Source organism: Streptomyces sp. NPDC006711, assembly GCF_042869775.1.
Classification (GTDB): domain Bacteria; phylum Actinomycetota; class Actinomycetes; order Streptomycetales; family Streptomycetaceae; genus Streptomyces.
On the sequence record NZ_JBIAGO010000009.1, the window covers coordinates 103,781 to 122,412 of the forward strand.

Sequence of the window (18,632 nt, forward strand, 5' to 3'; positions counted from 1 at the left end):
TATGTCATGTTCCGGTCTAGACCAACTACCAGGGTAGGTACGGCGGTTGAGCGTGTCCAGGGGTGGGTCCAGGCCAATCCGCTGGGGTTTCCCCCGGGGCTCCCTCGGAGCTCCCTCGGTCTCCCTCGGGGCTCCCTCAGGCCCCCTCCCCCGTCCCCCGTCCTGTGTAGAACGCGACGGTCAGGTCCTTCACGAGCGCCTTGCGCTCATAGGCGTCGAGCTCCACGAGCCCTCGCGAGGTCAGCCGCTGCACGGTGTCGTCCACCGCGTCCACGACCGACGTCAGCACCGAGTCGCGGTGCTGGGCGTCGATGGCCGCGACCCGCCGGCGCCGCATCGCCGCCGCCACCTCCGGCGCGTACTCGATCCGGGTCGGCTGCGCCGAGTACACCTCGATGCCCACCGGCTCCGCCTCCGCCTTCAGCATGCGGGTCAGCGCGTCGCCGACCGCCTCGGCGTCACGCAGCGTCGGCGCGTCCTCGTGGAAGGCGTCGGCGGGCAGCTGCGAGAGCACCCGGGCCATCGCCGCCTCCACCTGCTCCCGCAGATACCGCTCGTGGTCGGCGACGGCGAGGGTGGCCCGCGCGGTGTCCCTGATCCGCCACACCACGAGCACCACCACCTGGAGCGCGGTCCCCCGGGCGTCGACGGCGCCCATCGGCGCGCTGCGCCAGTGCCGCAGCCGCAGATCGACCCGGCGCCGCAGCAGCAGCGGGCTCATCCATGTCAGACCCGTACGCCGTACGGTGCCCCGGTAGTCACCGAAGAGCGTGAGCACCCAGGCGTAGCCGACCTGGCCCCGTACGAGGCCGCCGAAAGCGAGGACCGCAGCGCTCACCGCGAGCGTGATCAGCCCCCACTGCCCCAGCGTGATCCCGTGGTACGGGTACGCCGGAAGGCGCAGCAGCGCGGTGAGGGAACGCGGCAGGACGCCCGCCCACCAGATCACCGCGCCGCACCCCAGGAGCGCGAGGAGCCCGGCCGCCACCGCCGTGGCACCGGCCATCACCGGGCCCGGCCGTTCCGAGATGCGCGGATCGACCGGGGTCGCGGGCCTGGCCGGCGCGGCCACCGCCGGGCGCGCGCCCGCCTGCTGGGGCGGTCGCGCGGCGGTGCGCGGGGCGGTGCGCGGGGCGGGCGGATCGGCGGCGGGGACGGGAGGGACGGGCGCGGTGTCGTCGCGGAACAGCAGATGGACCGGGATCTCGGCGGTGTGCTCGCCACGGATCACGGCCACCCTGCGCCCGGTGTCCGGCGCGGGGCCGGTCGCGTGCGCGGTGCCGGTGGCGGGGGCGGTGCCGGTGTCCGGCGCGGTCGCGGGAGCCTGGCTTCGGGAGGGGCCGACGTCCTCGGGGGCGGGTGCGGGGGCCGGAGTCTGGGCCGGGGTCTGGGCCGGGCCCTGCGTCGGGGTCTGGGCCAAAGTCTTGGTCGGGGTCTGGGTTGGGGTCTGTGTGTTCATCTGTCCCTCCATCATGCGAAGAGCCGCCGCCACGTCTCGGGGCCGGGATAGCCGTCGGCCTCCGCGCCGCGCCAGCCCTGTGCGCGCTGGAACGCCTCGACGTTGCGCCGGTCCGCCTCGCCCCAGCGCGGTCCGGGGCCGTCGGTGTAGTGCGCGCCGAAGCCCTTGCGCACGAGCTGCCGGCCGAGCTGGGTGACGTACGGGCTGCTCTGCCCGGGACGGAAGAGGCCGGGGCCCGGGTAGGTGGGGGCCTGCGTCCAGGAGGCGGGCCGCGCCGTCTGCGCGGCGTCCGCGGCGTCGAGTGCGGGGCGCCCGCCCTGGTCGGCGGGGATGTTCCGGCCGGTTCCGCGCACCAGCAGCGACCAGGTGGCCGCCCCGGGGATGCCGTCGGCGTCGGCACCGCTCCAGCCCTGTGCCTCCTGGAACGCGCGGGTCGCGTTCCGGTCGGCGATCCCCCAGCGCGGCCCGGGTCCCTCGCCGTAGAAGCGTTTGCCGCCGCGCCGTACCAGCATCCGGCCGAGCCGGGTGACGTGCGGGTTGTCGGCGCCCGGCCCGAACTTGTCCGCCCCGGGGAAGACCGCACCGCCCGCGCCGCTCTCCTTCTTGACGCCGGTGCCGGCCGGCGTGGCGGTGGCGGCGGGCTTGGCGGCGACGCCGGGGGTGGTCGGGGCAGTGGGGGCGGCGCTCGTGGGAGGCGTGGCGGCGGGAGCGACGGGCTGCGTGGGGGCGGCGGGCGGCTCGGCGCTGAGTTTGGCGGGGGCAGCGGGGGTGGCGGGGGTGGCGCTGGGTGCGGTGGGCGTGGCGGGGGCAGCGGGACTGGTGGGGGTGGCGGGGGCAGCGGGAGTGGTGGGCGTGGCAGGCGCGGTGGGTGCCGTGGGCGTAGTAGGCGCTGCGGGCGTAGTCGAGGCAGGCGGCGTAGTCGAGGTAGGCGGCGAAGTCGGCGTAGTGGGCGCCGTGGGCGTGGTTGTCGTCGGCTTGGCGGGGACGGCCGGTGTGGTGGGGGTGACGACCGGCGTCGCGGGGGCGCTCACCTTGATCCCCTTGTAGCGGTAGGGCACGTATCTGCTGGAGTTCTTCCAGTACGCGTACGGGGTGGTCTGGGACCGGGTGTTCGGCGGGGTCTGTTCGTAGGCCGTGTAATAGGTGTGCGTCTGGTCGGTCCAGCCGCCGAAGATCACGACGTGGGAGCCCTTGGTGGGGTCGGCGGGGTTGTGGAAGAGCAGGATGTCGCCGGGCTGGAGCTCGTCGCGGGTCACCCGCACCCCGAACTTCGCCAGGCTCCCCGTCCACTCGTTGGTGCCGAGGTCCCACGCCATCGAGACATAGCCCGAGCAGTCCTGGCGGTACCCGTCCGTCCAGTACGCCTCCATGTCGTACGGCACCGCCGCGGCCACCCACACCTTGGCCCGGTCGATGATCTCGGCCCGGGTGGTGGGGCGCGGCTTGTCGGAGTTCGCGCCGTGGCCGGGCGCGCCGTGCAGTCCGCTGGTGGCGCCCTGCTGGGTGGGCGGCCCGGGATCGGCGGCCCTGTTCGCGCCGGGTCCCTCGGGTCCGGGCAGGGGCGCGGCCGCGGCGGCCGTGGCCGTGCCGAGCACCATCGAGGCCGCGGTGGCCGCCACCAGCGCGCGGCGGGCGCCGCCGTGCGCCGCCGGGTGGCCGCCGTCGCGTACCGGAAGCAGCTGCCTGCGCCGCCCGTCAGCGCAGCCGGGGCAGCCGCAGTCCCCCGGGGGCTCGTAGTCCTCGAACACCGGCCCGGGTGTACTGGCTTCCATCCGCTGCCCTTCCCGTTCGTTCCGCTCTCACGGACTTCGGCGATCGTTTCCGCGCGGGGACACGCGGGGGCAGCGTTCAACACTGCCCAAGTGCGTCACATTTTGACCGATTAGTGCCGATTAAACGAACATCTGACAGCGTGGCGCTGGTCAAAACCACCCTCAGGAGTCCGGTAAAGTTTTCCGTGTCAGCAGGCGCCGCTAGCTCAGTTGGTTAGAGCAGCTGACTCTTAATCAGCGGGTCCGGGGTTCGAGTCCCTGGCGGCGCACGCACCACCGAGGCCCCCTCGCCCAGCGCGAGGGGGCCTCGGTCGTTGTGGTGGCGGCGCGTTCAGCGCGTGTTGCCCGCGAGGGACAGGGCGTATTCCGGCCACCAGGTGCCGGCGGGGGGACCGCCCTTGCAGGGCCCGTCGGACTCGCCCGGGCGCTTCACCCAGACATACGCGTCGACCGGCCCGCCGCCCGTGGCGGTCGTCGGGCGCTCGCCCAGCGCCCGGCCGGGAGGGTTGCACCAGCGCTCCTCCGGGTCGCCCTCGGTGTAGGGGCCGTTGCCGTTGCGGCTGGTGTCGATCACGAAGTGCTTGCCGCCGACCTTCGCCGAAAGGCGCTCCCCGAACTCCCGGCTCGCCCGCGTCGTCTGGAAGTTGGACACGTTGACCGCGAACCCGTCCGCGCCCGCGATGCCCGCGCGCCGCAGCGGCTCGTCAAGGGCGTCCGCCGAGCGCCATCCCGCGTTGCCCGCATCCACGTACACCTTCGTCGCGGGCAGCCGCTTGAGCCGGTCGACGGCGCCCTTGAGCAGCGCGTACCGCTCCTCGCGCAGCTCCTGGGAGGCGCAGCCGTCCACGACGTGCAGGAGCGCGTCCGGTTCCAGGACGATCATCGCGCGGCGCTGCCCGATGCCCCGGGCCACCTGCTCGACCCAGGCCCGGTAGGCGTCGCCGTCGGCCGCGCCGCCACGGGAGAACTGGCCGCAGTCGCGGTGCGGGATGTTGTACAGGACGAGCAGCGCGGTCCGCCCGGCCCTGGCGGCGCTCTCGGTGTACCCGCGGACCACCGCCTCGGGGTCCGTGCCGCCGATCCACTCGCCCATCGGCTGCTCGGCGATCCTCCGCACGAGCGCGGCCTTGTGGTGATCGCCCGCCCGGGTGTACGCGGCGAGCTGGCGCGCGGCCTTGGAGTCCGGGTCCACCCAGAACGGCCCGGCCGAGGAGGGCAGTTGGGCGGCGGGGGACGGCGTCACCCGACGCTCTCCCGTGCCCCCGCCCCCGCCGGATCCCCCGCACCCCGCGAGGAGCAGCGCCGTCACGACGGCCGGTACCGCGAACCTCACCCCGGGCGCCGTTCCGAGTGCGCCCGCGCGGCGCCCCTCGGCCGTGCGGTCCGCGCGCCGCCCACGCCCGCGCCCGGACGGTGCTCCGTGACCCCAGGGGCCGCTCGTCCGATCGCCCAACTCGCCTACCTCGCAAGGGTAGTTGGCGTTATCTGGCCCTAGGCCCGGGACGCGGGGCGGCTCTACAGTGGTGGGGCCGGCCTCCGCGCCGGCCGTCTCATGAGTCCCTGGCCCCACTGAACCTCCCGTGGCAGTGCGGGGCTTCTCCCGCGGCCCGCGCACCGGCGGTCGAGGACCGGCCCGGCCTTCGGTCACGGGGGGAGCGGGCCGTCGGCCGGGCCAGGTGCGCGCCGCTCGGCCGCCCGCCGGGCCGCGCCGCGCGATCAGGGCTTGTCCTGGGGTGAGGGGGCCGAATCCTGGGCGCCGGTGAGGTAGGCGGAGACGACCACGTTGGCGGTGTACGCCTTCGTCTCGCGGTCGTAGGTCCCGCCGCAGGTGATCAGGCGCAGCTCGGCGCGGCCGCGCCTGCGGGGCCCGTACACCTTCGCGGCGTCGAAGTGCTTGCGCGGGAAGACCTGCACGTCGTCGATGGTGAACTCGGCGACCGTGCCGTCGGCGCCGGTCACCTTCACGCGCTGGCCGGGGCGGGCCGCGCTGAGGCCGTAGAACACGGCCGGTTTGCTCTGGGTGTCCACGTGCCCGACGAGCAGGGCCGTTCCGGCCTCACCTGGCCGGGCCCCGCTGTCGAACCAGCCCACCGTGCCGGGCTGTGCGTAGGGCGGCGGGTCCACCGCGCCGTCCGCGTCGAGGCCGCGCGGTATGACCGGCGCGGCGATGCCTATGGAGGGGATCTCCACCCGCCGGGGCGCCGCTCCCCTGAGCGGGTCGTGGGCGGGCGGCAGCGCCACGCCGAGCGGCCGGCCCACGGCGGCTATGTCGCCGGTGGTGGGCGCCGACGTGCTGCCGGTGCCGTCGGAGACGTCCCGGCCCCACAGCCACAGTCCGAGCAGCAGCACCGCCCAGGCAAGTCCGGTGACGAGCCGCCCGCTGCCCCGCGCCGAGGACATGTCAGCCGCCGCCGCGCCGACGGCGGACGCTGCGCGAGGCCACGGCGACCGCCGCCACCGCCGCGAGCGCGAGCCCGATCACCGCGTGCCGGGTGCCGGGGCCCTGCTCCTTGGCCTCCTCGGAGGCGAGCGTCGCCGCGCCGCCTCCGCCCGCGTGCACGGGGTGGTCGGGAGTGGGACGGCCGTGGTCGCGGTCATGGTCGTGGTCGCGGTCGTGATCGTGGTCGCGGCGGTCGCCGTGCACCACGGTGAACCGTCCGCTCGCCTTGCCGTGGCTGTCCTTGCAGGTGACCCAGACGTCGTAGTCACGGTCCTGGGCGTCCGAACGGATGCGGGCCTGGGCGACGAGGCCGCCGTCGGCGGGCGTGAAGCGGGCCTCCGAGACGAAGGCGTCCGAGGAGCCGACCGCCTCGCGGCCGCCGCACACGCTGACCCTGAGGTCCACCTCCCCGCCGGGGGCCGTGGTGCTCGGGGTCACCCGCACCGATCCGTGCGGCTCGGACTCGGCCACCGCGGGGGACGCGGGCAGCACGGTCAGGGTGGCGGCCGCCACGGCCGCGCAGAGTGTCGTGGGACGGATGCGCATCGTGAACCTCCTGCCACCGAGCGTCACGCGCGGCGCGCCCTTTCGCATCCCGGGGGGCGGCAGGACTGCGCCGGACGGGCGCACGACCCTACTTCGCGGGCAAGCCCACTGAGGTTCATCGAGGACAGCCTGCCCACCGCGGGTGACGCGTCTGTTGAGGAGAGGGACCGAGCAACTATGCGGGCAGCGGGTCACGCCCGCTCGTGGGCCGGCTGTCTCGAACTTCTTGATGCCCTCGGTATCGACCCGGCGCGGCTACTCGACGCCGCTCGCCGGCGTCGCTGACGGAACTGCCCGGCGCACCGCGTGACAGCCAGGTGCCGGGCGGGGCCGCCCCTGCGAGCCGCGGTGCATGAATCGATCGCCCTCGCCCTGGCTACGCTGTGGGCGTCGCGGCACAGCGTCGTCCCGGCACCCAGCGACCCCTTCTGTACAGGAGACCGGCACATGGCAGAGCGTAAGCCCATCGAATCGTGGCTCACCGATATGGATGGGGTGCTGATGCACGAAGGCACTCCTGTGCCGGGGGCGGATGCCTTCATCAAGAAGCTGCGTGACTCCGACAGGCCCTTCCTGGTCCTGACCAACAATTCGATCTATACGGCGCGGGACCTGCACGCCCGGCTGAACCGCATTGGTCTGGACGTGCCTGCGGAGAACATCTGGACCTCCGCTCTGGCCACCGCGAAGTTCCTCGACGACCAGCACCCTGGCGGCTCCGCCTATGTCATCGGTGAGGCCGGCCTGACGACAGCACTGCACGAGGTGGGCTATGTCCTTACGGATACTGAGCCTGATTTTGTGATCCTGGGCGAGACTCGAACCTATTCGTTCGAGGCTATGACCAAGGCAGTGCGGCTCATCAACGATGGCGCTCGGTTCATTGCCACGAACCCTGACGAGACAGGCCCGTCTGCTGAGGGAGCGCTTCCCGCCACGGGGGCCGTCGCAGCGCTTATCACTGCGGCTACCGGCAAGAAGCCCTATTTCATCGGCAAGCCAAACCCGCTGATGATGCGGACCGCGCTCAACACCATCGGAGCGCATTCCGAGACGAGCGCCATGATCGGCGACCGGATGGACACGGACGTGCTGGCCGGCCTTGAGGCGGGCATGCAGACGTTCCTGGTCCTGACGGGGCTGACCCGGCCGGACGACATGGGGCAGTACCCGTTCCGGCCGACGCACGTGAAGGACTCGATCGCGGACCTGGTCGACCTCGTCTGACGGGTGGACGCTCTGGCCGCTGCGGCTGACTTGCTCAGGCGGCCGGAGAGAGCTCTTCACACACCCTGGACGTGACGTTTCCGCAGGTCAGGGTCAGGCCAGCCTCGCCGATGGCGTAGGCGGTGCCGCCGGGGCGCTGGTCATCGAGGAAATCGAGTTGTCGGTGAGGACGAGGAATGGGCGGCCCGAGTCCTAGAGCGTCCTGAGGAAGGCGTCCGCACCGGGGATGGGGGTGCCCTCGTGGATGAGGACACCGTCCATGCCGGTGAGCCAGGATTCGATCGGCTTGCGCTCTGCCATGGGTGCGGACTCCTGCGTTCCGCGCGGTCTTTACGCGCTGATGAGCGATCAGCTGGGGGCGCCGGCGCACCGCACTGTGCGTTGCCGACGCCCTTTGCCCAGTCAGGTACCGAGGAGCACGGTCCTGCCGATCGCCCCGGTCAGTTTCCGGTGGCGCTCTTCCACGCGTCGATGTACTTCGGCAGGTTCTTCGCGATGTCCATCCAGTCGGGCTGGAAGATGTCGATCCCCCGCGTCAGTCCGGCGAGCGCGACCGCGTTGGCGTCGGTGGCCTTGATGTCGGTGCGGGCCGCGAAGCCGCCGCCGATCTCGCTGACCTGGCGCTGCGCCGGCTCGCTCAGCAGGTAGTCCAGGAGCTTCTTGCCGTTGGCGCTGTGCGGGGCGCCGCCGAGCAGACCGGCGGCGTAGGGCAGCACGAAGGACGACGGCTTGGTGCCGCTCGATGTGCCCGGGAACCAGATGCCGAGGTTGGGCATGGTCTTGGACTGGGCGTAGTTCATCTGCACATCGCCGTTGGCGGCCAGCAGTTCGCCCTTGTCCACCTTGGGCGCGAGCTTCCCGGTGGAGGCGGACGGGCCGACGTTGTTGGCCTGGAGCTTGCGCAGGTACTCCATCGCGGCCTCCTTGCCGCCGAAGTCGTGCATGGCCTTGATGACGAGGGCGGTGCCGTCGCCCGCGACCCCCGGCGTGGAGTACTGGATCTTGTTCTTGTAGCGCGCGTCGAGCAGGTCCTCCCAGTTCCTGGGGGCCTCCTTGAGCTCCTTCTTGTTGTAGATGAACCCGAAGTAGTTGTTGACGATGGAGGTCCACGTGCCGTCGGGCGACTTGGCGCCGCCGTCGACCTTGTCGGCGCCGGCGGGCTCGTACCTTTGCAGCAGGCCCTTGTCCTCGGCCTGCTGGATGAAGGGCGGCAGCGTCACCAGCACGTCGGCCTGGGTGTTGGACTTCTCGCGGACCGCGCGCTGCACCATCTCGCCGGAGCCGCCCTCGACGTACTTGACCTTGATGCCGGTCTTCGCCTCGAAGTCCTTGAAGACCCGGTCGTACCAGCCGTCGCCCTTCTCGCCCTTGAGGCCGTCGGCGCTGTAGACGGTGACGGTCTTCGCGTTCGCGTCGTCGGCGGAGGAGGTGGCGTCGCAGGCGGAGAGGGTGGCGGCGAGGACGAGGGCGCCGGTGACGGCGGCGACCGGCTTGACCGTGGTGCGGGCGGTGGCTCGGGCGGACACGCGGGGGTTGGTGCGCATGGCGTTCGGGGCTCCTGAGGTTTTCGGATCAACAGGGTTCGGCGGGGCGCCGCACCGGGTGCGGGGTACGAAGGCGGGCACGGACGCGGGTGGCGGGACCCGGGGCGCGGGTCAGCGGAAGGAGGCGCGGGTACGGATGCGGGAGACGGCGAGCAGGACGAGCAGCGTCGTGCCCATCAGGACCACGGCGACGGCGGCCCCGGTGAACAGCGAGCCCCGGTCGGTGGCCGCGAAGATCTGCACCGGCAGCGGGGTCCAGTCCGGCGGGTAGAGCATCATCGTGGCGCTCAACTCGCCCATGGACAGCGCGAAGCAGAGCCCGGCGGCCGCCGTCAGGGACGGCAGCAGCAGGGGCAGTCTGACCCGCCACAGCACCACGAGCGGCCGGGCGCCGAGGCTGGCGGCGGCCTGTTCGTACATCGGGTCGAGGCGCCGGATGGCGGCGGCGACCGACTGGTGGGCGAAGGCCATGACCAGAACGGTGTGCGCCAGGATCACGATCCAGCGCGTCCCGTTCAGGAGCACCGGCGGCCTGGAGTACGCGACGAGGACCGCGAGGCCCACGACCACCGACGGCACGGCGACCGGCAGCACGAACAACGCGTCCATGAACCGCCGCCCGCCCTTCTTCAGGCCGGCCGCCGCGAGCGCCGCCCAGGAGCCCACGGTGAGCGCGAGGACGCTCGCCGCGAGCGCGGTGACCAGGCTCGTGGTGAGCGCTTGGAGAGAGTCGCCGGTGGTGGCCGCGCCGTAGTGCGACGCGGTGAGGCCGGACGGGAAGGCGCCGGACCAGCCGGTCGCGAACGAGGCGGCCACGATGACCAGCAGGGGCAGCGCGAAGACCGGCAGGAACAGCACGAAGAAGAGCGCCCAGGTGGCCCGGCGCGCGGCCCGGCTATGCACCAACACGACGGCTCACCACCCGGTAGAGGCCGTAAAGACCCACGGAAATGACGACGTTGACGACGGCGACGACACAGGCGGCCGGGTAGTCGGACTCCAGGATCGCCTTGCTGTAGACGAGCATCGGCAGCGTGGTGACGCCCTTGGCGCCGGTGAACAGGACGATGCCGAACTCGTTGAGGCACATCACCAGGACCAGCGCGCCCCCGGCCGCGAGCGCGGGCAGCGCCTCGGGCAGGATCACCTGCCGCACGATCCTGGCGGGCCGCGCGCCCAGCGAGGACGCCACTTCCAGCTGCGCGGTGTCGAGTTGGGAGAACGCGGCGAGCAGCGGGCGCATCACGAACGGCGTGAAGTACGTGATCTCCGCGAGCAGCACGCCCCAGGGGGTGGTCAGGAACTGGAAGGGCCCGGTGCCCGCGCCGGTGACGTCGCTCCACAGGCCGTTGGCCATGCCGACCGAGCCGTAGACGAACAGCAGGGCCAGCGTGATCAGGAAGGACGGGAAGGAGAGGAAGACGTCGATGAACCGGGCGACGGCCTTCCCGCCGGGAAACGGCACGAACGCGATGACCAGCGCCAGCACGAACCCCAGCACGAGGCACCCGGCGGTGGCCCCGGCCGCCAGCCACACCGTGGTCCCCAGCGCGTCCCGGAACGCGGCCGATGCGAACACGTCGGCGTACGGCGCGAACGAGGTTCCCCCGGTGTCCGGGGAGAGGGACTGCCGGACGACGAGGGCCAGCGGGTAGAGGAAGACGGCGGCAAGGACCAGGACGGGCGGCAACGCCCATACGAACGCGGGCACTTGACGGCCGCGCCCTCCTTGCTCCCGTTGCTCCCGCCGCTCCCGTCGCTCCCGCCGCTCCCGTCGCTCCCGCGCGTTGTCACCGCGCCGGGCGGAACCGTTCGGCGCGGTCCCCGGCGCCGGGCCGCTCTTGAGCACCGCGCTCCTATCCACCGCTCACCTCCGCGCCGAGCAGCACCGCGTCCTCGCGGGCGAAGTGCAGGGTGACCTCGTCGCCGAGGGCCGGGGTGGTCCGCAGCTCGCGGACGTCCGCCTTCACGCGGTGGCCGTCCACATCCACGTACAGCCGGTGCGTGGCCCCCCGCCACTGCACCTCCGCGACCCTGCCGCGCAGCGCGTTGGGTCCTGCGCCGAGCCCGACCAGGTGCGGCCGCACGCACAGGGTGGCCTGCGCGCCCCGGACCACCTCGTGGGTCGCGACCGAGAGCTCCGTGCTGCCGAAGAGGACCGAGCCCGAACCCACCCGCACGGGCAGGAGGTTGGCGTTGCCGACGAACGACGCCGTGAACCGCGTACGGGGCCTGCGGTAGAGGTCCTGCGGGGTTCCGCAGTCCTGGAGGCGGGCGCGGTCCATGACCGCGATGCGGTCGGCGAGGGTCAGCGCCTCGATCTGGTCGTGGGTGACGTACAGGATCGTGACGTCCGGCAACTCCCGGTGCAGGCGCGCCAGTTCGGCCAGCATGCCCGAGCGCAGCTGGGCGTCGAGCGCGGACAGCGGCTCGTCCAGGAGGAGGACGCCGGGGCGGATGGCGAGCGCGCGGGCGATGGCCACGCGCTGCTGCTGGCCGCCGGAGAGCTCGCGCGGATGGCGTTTGGCGTAGCTCTCCATGCCGGTCATGGCGAGGGCTTCGGCGACCCTGACGGCGATCTGCGCCTTGGGCACCTTGCGCGCCCGCAGCCCGAAGGCGACGTTGTCCTGGACGCGCAGGTGCGGGAAGAGCGCGTACTGCTGGACGACCATGCCGATGCCGCGCCGGTGGGGCGGCAGATGGGTCACGTCGCGTTCGCCGATGAACACCCGGCCCGCGGCGGGCCGGACGAACCCGGCGACGGCGCGCAGCGCGGTCGTCTTGCCGGAGCCGGAGGGGCCGAGCAGGGCCATGACCTCGCCTGGCTCGACGCTGAGCTGGAGCGAGTCGAGGACGACGTTGCCGTCGTAGGCCACGGTGACGCCGTCGAAGCGGATACCGCTGCCGGGCGCGCCGGGCGGGGCCGCGCCGCTCACCTCGCGGCCTCCAACTCGGCTATGAGGTCGGGGAGTTCGGTAACCGAGGCGAGCACATGGCCCGCGCCCGCCTCGGTGAGCGCCGCCCGGTCGTGGGCGCCGGTCAGCACGCCCGCGACGATGCCCGCGCCCGCCCGTACGCCGCTGAGCATGTCGTAGGAGGTGTCGCCCGCCACCGCGACGGCGCGCACCGAGTCGACGGCGCGGGTCCGCAGGAACGCGCTGAGCACCAGGTCGGGGTAGGGGCGGCCGCGGCCGCCCGCGTCGGCGGGGCACAGCGTGAGCGGGACGAGGTCCTGCCAGCCGAGCGCCGCGAGGATCGCGTCCTGGGTGACGCGGGCGAAGCCGGTGGACAGGACCACGGTGCGACCCTCGGACTTCAGCCGCTCGACGGCCTCGCGGGCGCCGGGGACGGGGGCGATGTGCCCGGCGTCGACGAGGCTCGCGTAGGCCCCCTCGAAGGCGGTGTTGGCGAGCCGCGCCTTGTCCTCGTCGCCGAACAGGTGGCGGAAGACGGAGATCTTGGACTCGCCCATGGTGGCGCGGACGTGGTCGAGCATGGTGGCGTGCTCGGCGGAACCGGGCTCGACGCCGAGGCGGTCCGCCGCGCTCGCGAAGGCCCGCTCGACGAGTCCGCCGTCGGCGACGGTGGTGCCCGCCATGTCGAGCACGACCAGGTTGTAGGCGGTCGCGGTGGCTGTGGTCACGCTGGTCGTAGTCACGGTGGTCAACTCCCTTACCAGTGCAGCTCGTTGGCGGTCTGTTCGGCGATGGCGGGTGAGCAGGTCATGCCGCGTCCGCCGGGCCCGGTCACCAGCCACACCCCGTCCGACACGCGCTGGCGGTGCACGACGCGGGTGGTGTCCACGCACTGGGCGTAGACCCCGGCCCAGCGGCGCCGGATCGCGGGCAGGGGCCGCCCGAGGAAGGACTCCACGACCCGGGTGAGGTGGTCGTAGGGCTCCTCGGTCACGTCGAAGGCGAAGGGGTGCTCGTACTCGTGGGTGTCACCGATGGTCAGTCCGCCGTCCGCGCGCTGCACCATGAGGAGCTGCATCCGGTGCGCGGCGGCGGCCGGCTCCTGCGCCTGGCCCGCGTTCAGCGCGTCCAGTGCCTCGCCCGCGTACGCGGGGTAGTAGCGGAAGCTGTCGGCGTCGGCGACGGAGGTGGTCAGCGGCTCGCCGAGCGGCGCGGTCTGCATCATCTGGAGGCGTACGCGGCGCACGGGCAGGTCGGGGACGAGTTCGCGCACGAGTCCGCCGAGCCAGGCGCCGGTGCACAGGATCACGGCGTCGCCGGTGTGCCGCTCACCGTGGTCGTCGCGGACGGCGTGACCGCCCGGGCCGTCAAGGACCTCGCGGACCTCCCTGCCGCCCAGGTAGGTGTAGCGCCCGGACGCCAACAGAGCTTGTTTCAGGGCGAGTTGCGCGGTACGGGGCTCCACCGCGGCATCCCTTGCGCACCACAGGGCGGCCCTGAAGTCGCCGCGCAGGGCGGGGTTGAGGGCGCGGGCCCGGTCGGCGGTGACGAGCCGGTAGCCGCGTTCGGCGGCGTCGTCGCGGGCCGCCGCGGCCTCGGCCACGGCCACCTCCAGGTCGGTACGCAGGGGGGTCAGCGAGCCGTTGGCGCGAAAGCCCAGGCCGGGGACGCGTTGGCCGATCTCCTCCCACAGTTCGCGGGCGCGCAGGGCGGTGGCCAGTTCCTCACCGCCCGCGCGGCCGCTGACCCAGATCTGGCCGAAGTTGCGCAGCGAGGCGCCGCGGGCCTCGCTCTCGCGCTCGATGTGTACGACCTCGTGGCCGCGTTCCACTGCGTGCCAGGCGTGTGTGGTTCCCACCACGCCGGCTCCTACGACGATGACTCTCACGCGGCCCACGCTCCTGCGCCCGGGTGTCCCACCCCGGTCCCCCCGGCAACCCCCCGGTGAACGGCCCCCCAAACTTGGCCTAGACCCGTTACGCTTCCGTGACCTTGCGCCGCGCGTGGGGCAGCCCAACCACGACCGCGCGGGCCGACGCCGCCCCTGGCCAGGGGCGCGGGGAACTGCGCGAGGAGCGCCCACGGCCCGCAGCCGGGACCTCTGGGGCTCCGCCCCAGACCCCATTCGCGCTGAACGCGCTCGTCCTCAATCGCCGGACGGGCTGAGGATGCCGCTGCGGGCCAGCACGGACCCCGCCGGGGGCAAACACCGGGCCGGCCGAGGATGCCGGTGTGGGCCAGCACCAGCCCTGCCAGGGGCGCGGGGAACTGCGCGACCGGCCACGCACGGTCTGCGGGCAAGGCCCCCGCGCAGGCCCGAGGATGCCGGTGCGGGCCAGCACCGGATGCCCAGGGGCGCGGGGAACTGCGCGGCCAGCCGCCACCAACCCGCACCACACACTCGAACGCGGCCCGCACGACGCGTTCAGGCGCGCACGCTCGCGTCCAGGTGCGTGGTGAAGGAGAACCGGTCCCCCCGGTACAGCGTCCGCACCCGCTCCAACGGCAACCCCCGCGCATCCCGCGAAACCCGGTGAATCAGCAGCATCGGCAACGCCGGCGGCGTACCGATGAGCAGCGCCTCCCGAGGCGTGGCCAGCACCGTCTCGATGCGTTCGTCGACATCGCCGAGGGTCACGCCGAGCCGGTCGCGCAGATAGGCGTAGAAGGAGGAGTCCGGCGCGAACTCCGCCTCCAGATCCGGCATGCGGGCCACGGCGGCATACGTACTCTCCAGCCCCACCCGCTCGTCGTCCGCGAGCAGCACCCGCTCCATGTGCCACACCGGCTCCCCCCGCCGCAGCCCGGTCTCGTCGGCGAGCGCGGGCGGACAGGGGAAGCGTTCGAGCGTGATGAGGTGCCGCCCGGGTTTGCGCCCCTGACGGCGTACGCCCTCGGTGTAGCTGGCCAGCGACAGGGGCTGCGCCAGCTTGGGCCCCGCCACCACCGTGCCCCGCCCCTGGCGCCGCAGCCTCCCCTCCAGGACCAGCTCGCGCAGCGCCAGCCGCACCGTCTCGCGGGCGACCTCGTAGCGCAGGGCCAGATCACGCTCGGCCGGCAGCAGCCCACCCTCGCCCAACTCGTCGATGAGCAGGGACACTTGGGCCTTGACGAGGTAGTACTTGGGGATGCGCCCGTGCTCGGGGATGCCGGAGCGGACGGGGGCGCCGGGTGCCTGGTTCTCGGGGTAGCCGGACAGGGAGTCGTTCTGGTGTGCCACGGGGTCGATGCTCGCACGGGCAGGTGAACGCCCGGGGCCGGGAGCCCGGGCCGGGGTCCTTGCCGGCGCGACCTCAGTCGCCCCACTCCGGCCAGGACCCACGCAACCTCAGTCGCGCCGCCCGCGCAGCCTCCGCGCCCCGCTCATGAGCGCCGCCCCCACGACGAGCAGCACCGCCGCGGTGAGCGCGAGCCCGGTGAGCGCGCTGCCCCGGCCGGTCGCGGCGAGCTCGGCGTCGAGTGCGCCCAGCAGATCGTCCTCGGCCACGATGTCGAAGTGGTAGTCGCCGGACTCCCCCACCCACTGGCCGTCGCTCCCCCGGCGCTGCACGATCGCCGCGTTCGCCGTGACGGGCCCCGGCACGGTGTCGTCGGCGAAGCCGAGCCGCACCCGCACCGTGACGGTTTTGCCCGGGCCGATGACGAACCCGGGAAAGCCGTCGTCGAAGACGCCGATGTGCTCGTCCAGATCCGTCTTGACGAACGTCACCGGGTGCCGGCGCCCGGTGGCGGGGTCGTCGAATTCCATCCGTGGCTGGGAGTTCTCCAGGGTGCGGTCCCGGTCGACGAGGACCAGCACCGGGTGGATGCCGTCGCAGGTCTCGCCCGAGGTGTTGGTGAGGCCGATGGACCACTCCTGGCTTTCGCCGCCGGGGACGTACTCGGCGGGCCCGCCCTGGATCCGCGTGTCCAGCGGGAAGGCGGAGCCGGTCTTCAGGGCGCACGGCGCCGGCTTCTCGGCGAGCGGCCGCTCGACGGGCTGTGTCGCGACGACCGGCTTGCGCGGCGCGACATCGTGCCGTCCGGGCGGCAGTCCGCCGTCGTCGGCCGCCGCGACCCCCGCGAGCGGGACGATCGTGGCGGCGGCCACTGCGGTGGCGAGGGCGGTACGCAGTCGCATGCGGGGCCTTTGCTGCTCGCGGCGTTCGGGGCTCGGGCTCACGGCCCGGTTCGGGCCCGGACTTCGGGGCCGCGCCCGGAGCCGGGGCTCCTCGGCCGACCGCGGCCGTGGTCCGCGAGCCTGCCACGCGCCCGCGCCGCATTTCCGGGCGACGCGGCCCGGCGCGGCCACCCGTACCGGTAAGACCGCCCTATCAGCCCAATACCGCCCTATCGGTCCGCTGTCGCCGCGCTCCTATCGGTCCGCCGTCGCCGCGCTCCTGTCAGTGCGCCGTCGCCGCGCTCTCCCGCCGGGCCCCCGGGCCGACCACGCTCGCGCGGCCGAAGACGGGGACCAGGACCAGCTGGGCCGCGCCCTCGGCCACCGCGTGCGGACCGCCGGCCGCCGCAAGGACCGGGACCGCGGGGGCCCCGCCGCGCCGGGCCCGTTCCTCTACGACCGCGCCCACACCGCGCACGAACGTGTCCTGGTCGGCGGTGACCGTACGCCCGCCGAGCAGGATCTCGTCGATGTCGAGCAGTCCGACGAGGTTGGCCGCGCCCACCCCGAGGAAGCGGGCCGCCGCCGCGATGTCCCCCCGGGCGACCGCCGCCAGGCACAGCGCCTCGATGCAGCCGCGCCCCCCGCACCCGCACACCGGCCCGCCGAGCAGGATCGTCTGGTGGCCGAACTCGCCCGCTCCCGTACGGGCCCCCCGGTGCAGCGCGCCCCCGAGCACGAGACCCGCGCCGAGCCCGCTGCCCAGGTGGAGGTAGGCGAAGGAGCCGTCCCCTGTGCGGTCGCGCAAGGCCAGACCGAGGGCGGCCGCATTGGTGTCCTTGTCGAGGAAGACCTTCTGGCCGAGCCGTTCGGCGAGCGCGTCGCGCAGCGGGAAGCCGTTCCAGTGCGGGAAACCGGTGACGCGGTGCAGGATCCCGCCGGCGTGGTCGAGCGGGCCCGGCATGGCGACGCCCACGCCGAGCACGCGCCGGCCGCCGGTCAGCGCCTCGGCCTCGGCGGCGGCCGCCTCCACCACCCGGGCCGGCTCCTCGCCGAGGTCCAGCGGTACGGTCCTGGCGCCGACCAGGGTGCCCGCGAGGTCGACGAGGACCGCCGTCAGCTCGTCGCGGTCCAGATGGAGCCCGATCGCGTGCGCGGCGGAGGGCACCAGCTTGAGCACGGTGCGCGGCTTGCCCCCGGTCGAGGCGCGCCGGCCCGCCTCGGTGGCCGTGCCCTCGTCCCGCAGCCGCCCGGTGATCTTGCTGACCGCCTGGGGGGTGAGCCCCGTGCGCTCGGCCAGTTCCAGTCTGCTGATGCCCCGCTCGCCCGCCGCGCGCAGCAGGTCCAGGACGAGCGCGGCGTTGTGATGGCGCAGCGCCGGAAGATTCACACCCGTATTGCTCCTGTTCACCGACCCATTGTCCCTGTTGCTTGCACTTTGGCAACAGCGTTGCTTAAGTGGGACGCATGAAGGACCCCATGAACGCCGGTAACGCCATGACCACCGAGCTCCGCGTGGGACTCGTGGGCTACGGCCTGGCCGGCTCCGTCTTCCACGCCCCGCTGATCGCCGCGACCGAGGGCCTGGTCCTCGACACGGTCGTCACCTCAAGTCCCGAGCGGCAGGCGCAGGCCCGCGCCGAGCACGGCGAGCGGCTGCGCTTCGCGGGCAGCCCCGAGGAGCTGTACGACGCGGGGCTCGACCTCGTCGTGATCGCCTCGCCCAACAAGACGCACGTGCCGATCGCGACCGGCGCGCTCAAGGCCGGCCTTCCCGTCGTCGTGGACAAGCCGCTGGCCGGCACCGCGGCCGAGGCGCGCGAGCTCGCCGCCCTCGCCGAGGAGCGCGGCCTGCTGCTCTCGGTCTTCCAGAACCGCCGCTGGGACAACGACTTCCTGACCCTGAAGCGGCTGCTGGCGGACGGCGAACTCGGCGAGGTCCAGCGCTTCGAGTCGCGCTTCGAGCGGTGGCGGCCGCAGCCCAAGGGCGGCTGGCGCGAGTCCGGCGACCCGGCGGAGATCGGTGGGCTCCTGTACGACCTGGGCAGCCACGTCGTCGACCAGGCGCTCGTCCTGTTCGGCCCGGCGCTGCGCGTCTACGCGGAGGCCGACGTACGCCGCCCCGGCGCCCAGGCCGACGACGACACCTTCATCGCGATCACGCACGCGAACGGCGTCCGCTCGCACCTGTACGTCAGCGCGACCGCAGCCCAACTCGGCCCGCGCATGCGCGTGTTGGGCTCGTCGGCGGGTTACGTGAAGTACGGGCTCGACCCGCAGGAGGCGGCCCTGCGCGAGGGCAGGCGTCCCTCGGCGAACGAACCGTGGGGGGTGGAGCCCGAGTCGCTGTGGGGCCGGGTCGGCAGCGGCGACTCCTCGTTGACCGGCGGCGGATGCCCCGTGCCGACGGAGCCGGGCGACTACCCGGCGTACTACGCGGCGATCGCCAAGGCCCTGCGCGAGGGCGGCGAACCGCCGGTCACCGCGCACGAGGCGGCGGCCGCCCTCGACGTCCTGGAGGCGGCCCGGCGCTCGGCCCGCGAAGGCGTGACGGTGGAGGTGGCGCTGTGAGGGCACGGGACACGACGACGCACCCGGAGCCGGCGGGCGGCGCGGCCGGCAGCGGCGCG

At 73.5% G+C, this 18,632-nt stretch carries 16 protein-coding genes, 1 tRNA gene and 1 pseudogene; 3 read left to right on the plus strand and 15 right to left on the minus strand.

The window, feature by feature from the left end; all coding sequences use genetic code 11:
- Positions 1-136: 136 nt before the first annotated feature.
- Entirely contained in the window at positions 137-1,459 is a 1,323-nt protein-coding gene (locus tag ACFYM2_RS19725) for an SPFH domain-containing protein (RefSeq protein ID WP_388837634.1), read from the minus strand.
- 11 nt (positions 1,460-1,470) lie between these two features.
- Positions 1,471-3,231: a peptidoglycan-binding protein gene (locus ACFYM2_RS19730; protein ID WP_388837637.1), complete on the minus strand. Its 1,761-nt coding sequence runs from the start codon at positions 3,229-3,231 to the stop codon at positions 1,471-1,473.
- 195 nt (positions 3,232-3,426) lie between these two features.
- Between ACFYM2_RS19730 and ACFYM2_RS19735 the strand changes: the two genes are divergently transcribed.
- Positions 3,427-3,500 (plus strand) — tRNA-Lys (locus tag ACFYM2_RS19735).
- 62 nt (positions 3,501-3,562) lie between these two features.
- Here ACFYM2_RS19735 and ACFYM2_RS19740 read toward each other — a convergent pair.
- The 3 genes from ACFYM2_RS19740 to ACFYM2_RS19750 all read right to left on the minus strand — a co-directional run bounded on the left by ACFYM2_RS19740 (position 3,563) and on the right by ACFYM2_RS19750 (position 6,217).
- The gene (locus ACFYM2_RS19740; protein ID WP_388837640.1) at positions 3,563-4,684 is read right to left on the minus strand and encodes a glycoside hydrolase family 6 protein; all 1,122 of its coding nucleotides are present in this window, start codon (positions 4,682-4,684) and stop codon (positions 3,563-3,565) included.
- 263 nt (positions 4,685-4,947) lie between these two features.
- Positions 4,948-5,631, minus strand: coding sequence for a class F sortase (locus ACFYM2_RS19745; RefSeq protein WP_388455525.1), 684 nt, complete (start codon positions 5,629-5,631; stop codon positions 4,948-4,950).
- Between the two features lies 1 nt (position 5,632).
- Entirely contained in the window at positions 5,633-6,217 is a 585-nt protein-coding gene (locus ACFYM2_RS19750) for a hypothetical protein (protein WP_388837643.1), read from the minus strand.
- Positions 6,218-6,664: 447 nt separating this feature from the next.
- Here ACFYM2_RS19750 and ACFYM2_RS19755 point away from each other — a divergent pair, with 447 nt between their 5' ends.
- Positions 6,665-7,444, plus strand: coding sequence for an HAD-IIA family hydrolase (locus ACFYM2_RS19755; protein WP_359007740.1), 780 nt, complete (start codon positions 6,665-6,667; stop codon positions 7,442-7,444).
- A gap of 91 nt (positions 7,445-7,535) precedes the next feature.
- On the opposite strand, the pseudogene ACFYM2_RS19760 reads toward ACFYM2_RS19755, so the two are convergent.
- The 10 genes and pseudogenes from ACFYM2_RS19760 to ACFYM2_RS19805 all read right to left on the minus strand — a co-directional run.
- Positions 7,536-7,744: pseudogene (locus tag ACFYM2_RS19760) on the minus strand (TIGR01457 family HAD-type hydrolase); the annotation flags it as partial.
- Between the two features lie 140 nt (positions 7,745-7,884).
- A complete protein-coding gene (locus ACFYM2_RS19765; protein ID WP_388455529.1) occupies positions 7,885-8,988 on the minus strand; it encodes a 2-aminoethylphosphonate ABC transporter substrate-binding protein in 1,104 nt (367 codons plus the stop codon).
- Between the two features lie 111 nt (positions 8,989-9,099).
- Complete coding sequence (locus ACFYM2_RS19770) at positions 9,100-9,897, minus strand: ABC transporter permease subunit (protein WP_359007745.1); 798 nt, start codon at positions 9,895-9,897, stop codon at positions 9,100-9,102.
- Complete coding sequence (locus ACFYM2_RS19775) at positions 9,884-10,699, minus strand: 2-aminoethylphosphonate ABC transporter permease subunit (RefSeq protein WP_388837646.1); 816 nt, start codon at positions 10,697-10,699, stop codon at positions 9,884-9,886. Before ACFYM2_RS19775 ends, ACFYM2_RS19770 begins: the two co-directional genes overlap by 14 nt.
- Before the next feature lie 145 nt (positions 10,700-10,844).
- Complete coding sequence (locus ACFYM2_RS19780) at positions 10,845-11,924, minus strand: ABC transporter ATP-binding protein (RefSeq protein WP_359007750.1); 1,080 nt, start codon at positions 11,922-11,924, stop codon at positions 10,845-10,847.
- Complete coding sequence (locus ACFYM2_RS19785) at positions 11,921-12,655, minus strand: phosphonatase-like hydrolase (RefSeq protein ID WP_388837649.1); 735 nt, start codon at positions 12,653-12,655, stop codon at positions 11,921-11,923. The genes ACFYM2_RS19780 and ACFYM2_RS19785 overlap by 4 nt, the downstream gene beginning before the upstream one ends.
- A gap of 5 nt (positions 12,656-12,660) precedes the next feature.
- On the minus strand, positions 12,661-13,791 hold the full coding sequence (locus ACFYM2_RS19790) for a TIGR03364 family FAD-dependent oxidoreductase (protein ID WP_388837652.1): 1,131 nt from the start codon (positions 13,789-13,791) through the stop codon (positions 12,661-12,663).
- Between the two features lie 537 nt (positions 13,792-14,328).
- On the minus strand, positions 14,329-15,123 hold the full coding sequence (locus ACFYM2_RS19795; RefSeq protein WP_388455538.1) for a GntR family transcriptional regulator: 795 nt from the start codon (positions 15,121-15,123) through the stop codon (positions 14,329-14,331).
- 108 nt (positions 15,124-15,231) lie between these two features.
- Entirely contained in the window at positions 15,232-16,023 is a 792-nt protein-coding gene (locus tag ACFYM2_RS19800; protein WP_359007761.1) for a hypothetical protein, read from the minus strand.
- A gap of 262 nt (positions 16,024-16,285) precedes the next feature.
- Positions 16,286-17,413, minus strand: coding sequence for an ROK family transcriptional regulator (locus tag ACFYM2_RS19805; protein WP_359007764.1), 1,128 nt, complete (start codon positions 17,411-17,413; stop codon positions 16,286-16,288).
- A gap of 56 nt (positions 17,414-17,469) precedes the next feature.
- On the opposite strand from ACFYM2_RS19805, the gene ACFYM2_RS19810 reads away from it, so the two are divergent.
- Entirely contained in the window at positions 17,470-18,573 is a 1,104-nt protein-coding gene (locus tag ACFYM2_RS19810; RefSeq protein WP_388837657.1) for a Gfo/Idh/MocA family oxidoreductase, read from the plus strand.
- The last annotated feature ends 59 nt before the right edge of the window (positions 18,574-18,632 follow it).

Excerpts from the sequence above, each read along its gene's own strand:
- ACFYM2_RS19725 (WP_388837634.1), bottom strand. The coding sequence starts at position 1,459 with ATGAACACACAGACCCCAACCCAGACCCCGACCAAGACTTTGGCCCAG.
- ACFYM2_RS19730 (WP_388837637.1), bottom strand. The coding sequence starts at position 3,231 with ATGGAAGCCAGTACACCCGGGCCGGTGTTCGAGGACTACGAGCCCCCG.
- ACFYM2_RS19745 (WP_388455525.1), bottom strand. The coding sequence starts at position 5,631 with ATGTCCTCGGCGCGGGGCAGCGGGCGGCTCGTCACCGGACTTGCCTGG.
- ACFYM2_RS19750 (WP_388837643.1), bottom strand. The coding sequence starts at position 6,217 with ATGCGCATCCGTCCCACGACACTCTGCGCGGCCGTGGCGGCCGCCACC.
- ACFYM2_RS19755 (WP_359007740.1), top strand. The coding sequence starts at position 6,665 with ATGGCAGAGCGTAAGCCCATCGAATCGTGGCTCACCGATATGGATGGG.
- ACFYM2_RS19765 (WP_388455529.1), bottom strand. The coding sequence starts at position 8,988 with ATGCGCACCAACCCCCGCGTGTCCGCCCGAGCCACCGCCCGCACCACG.
- ACFYM2_RS19800 (WP_359007761.1), bottom strand. The coding sequence starts at position 16,023 with ATGCGACTGCGTACCGCCCTCGCCACCGCAGTGGCCGCCGCCACGATC.
- ACFYM2_RS19810 (WP_388837657.1), top strand. The coding sequence starts at position 17,470 with ATGAAGGACCCCATGAACGCCGGTAACGCCATGACCACCGAGCTCCGC.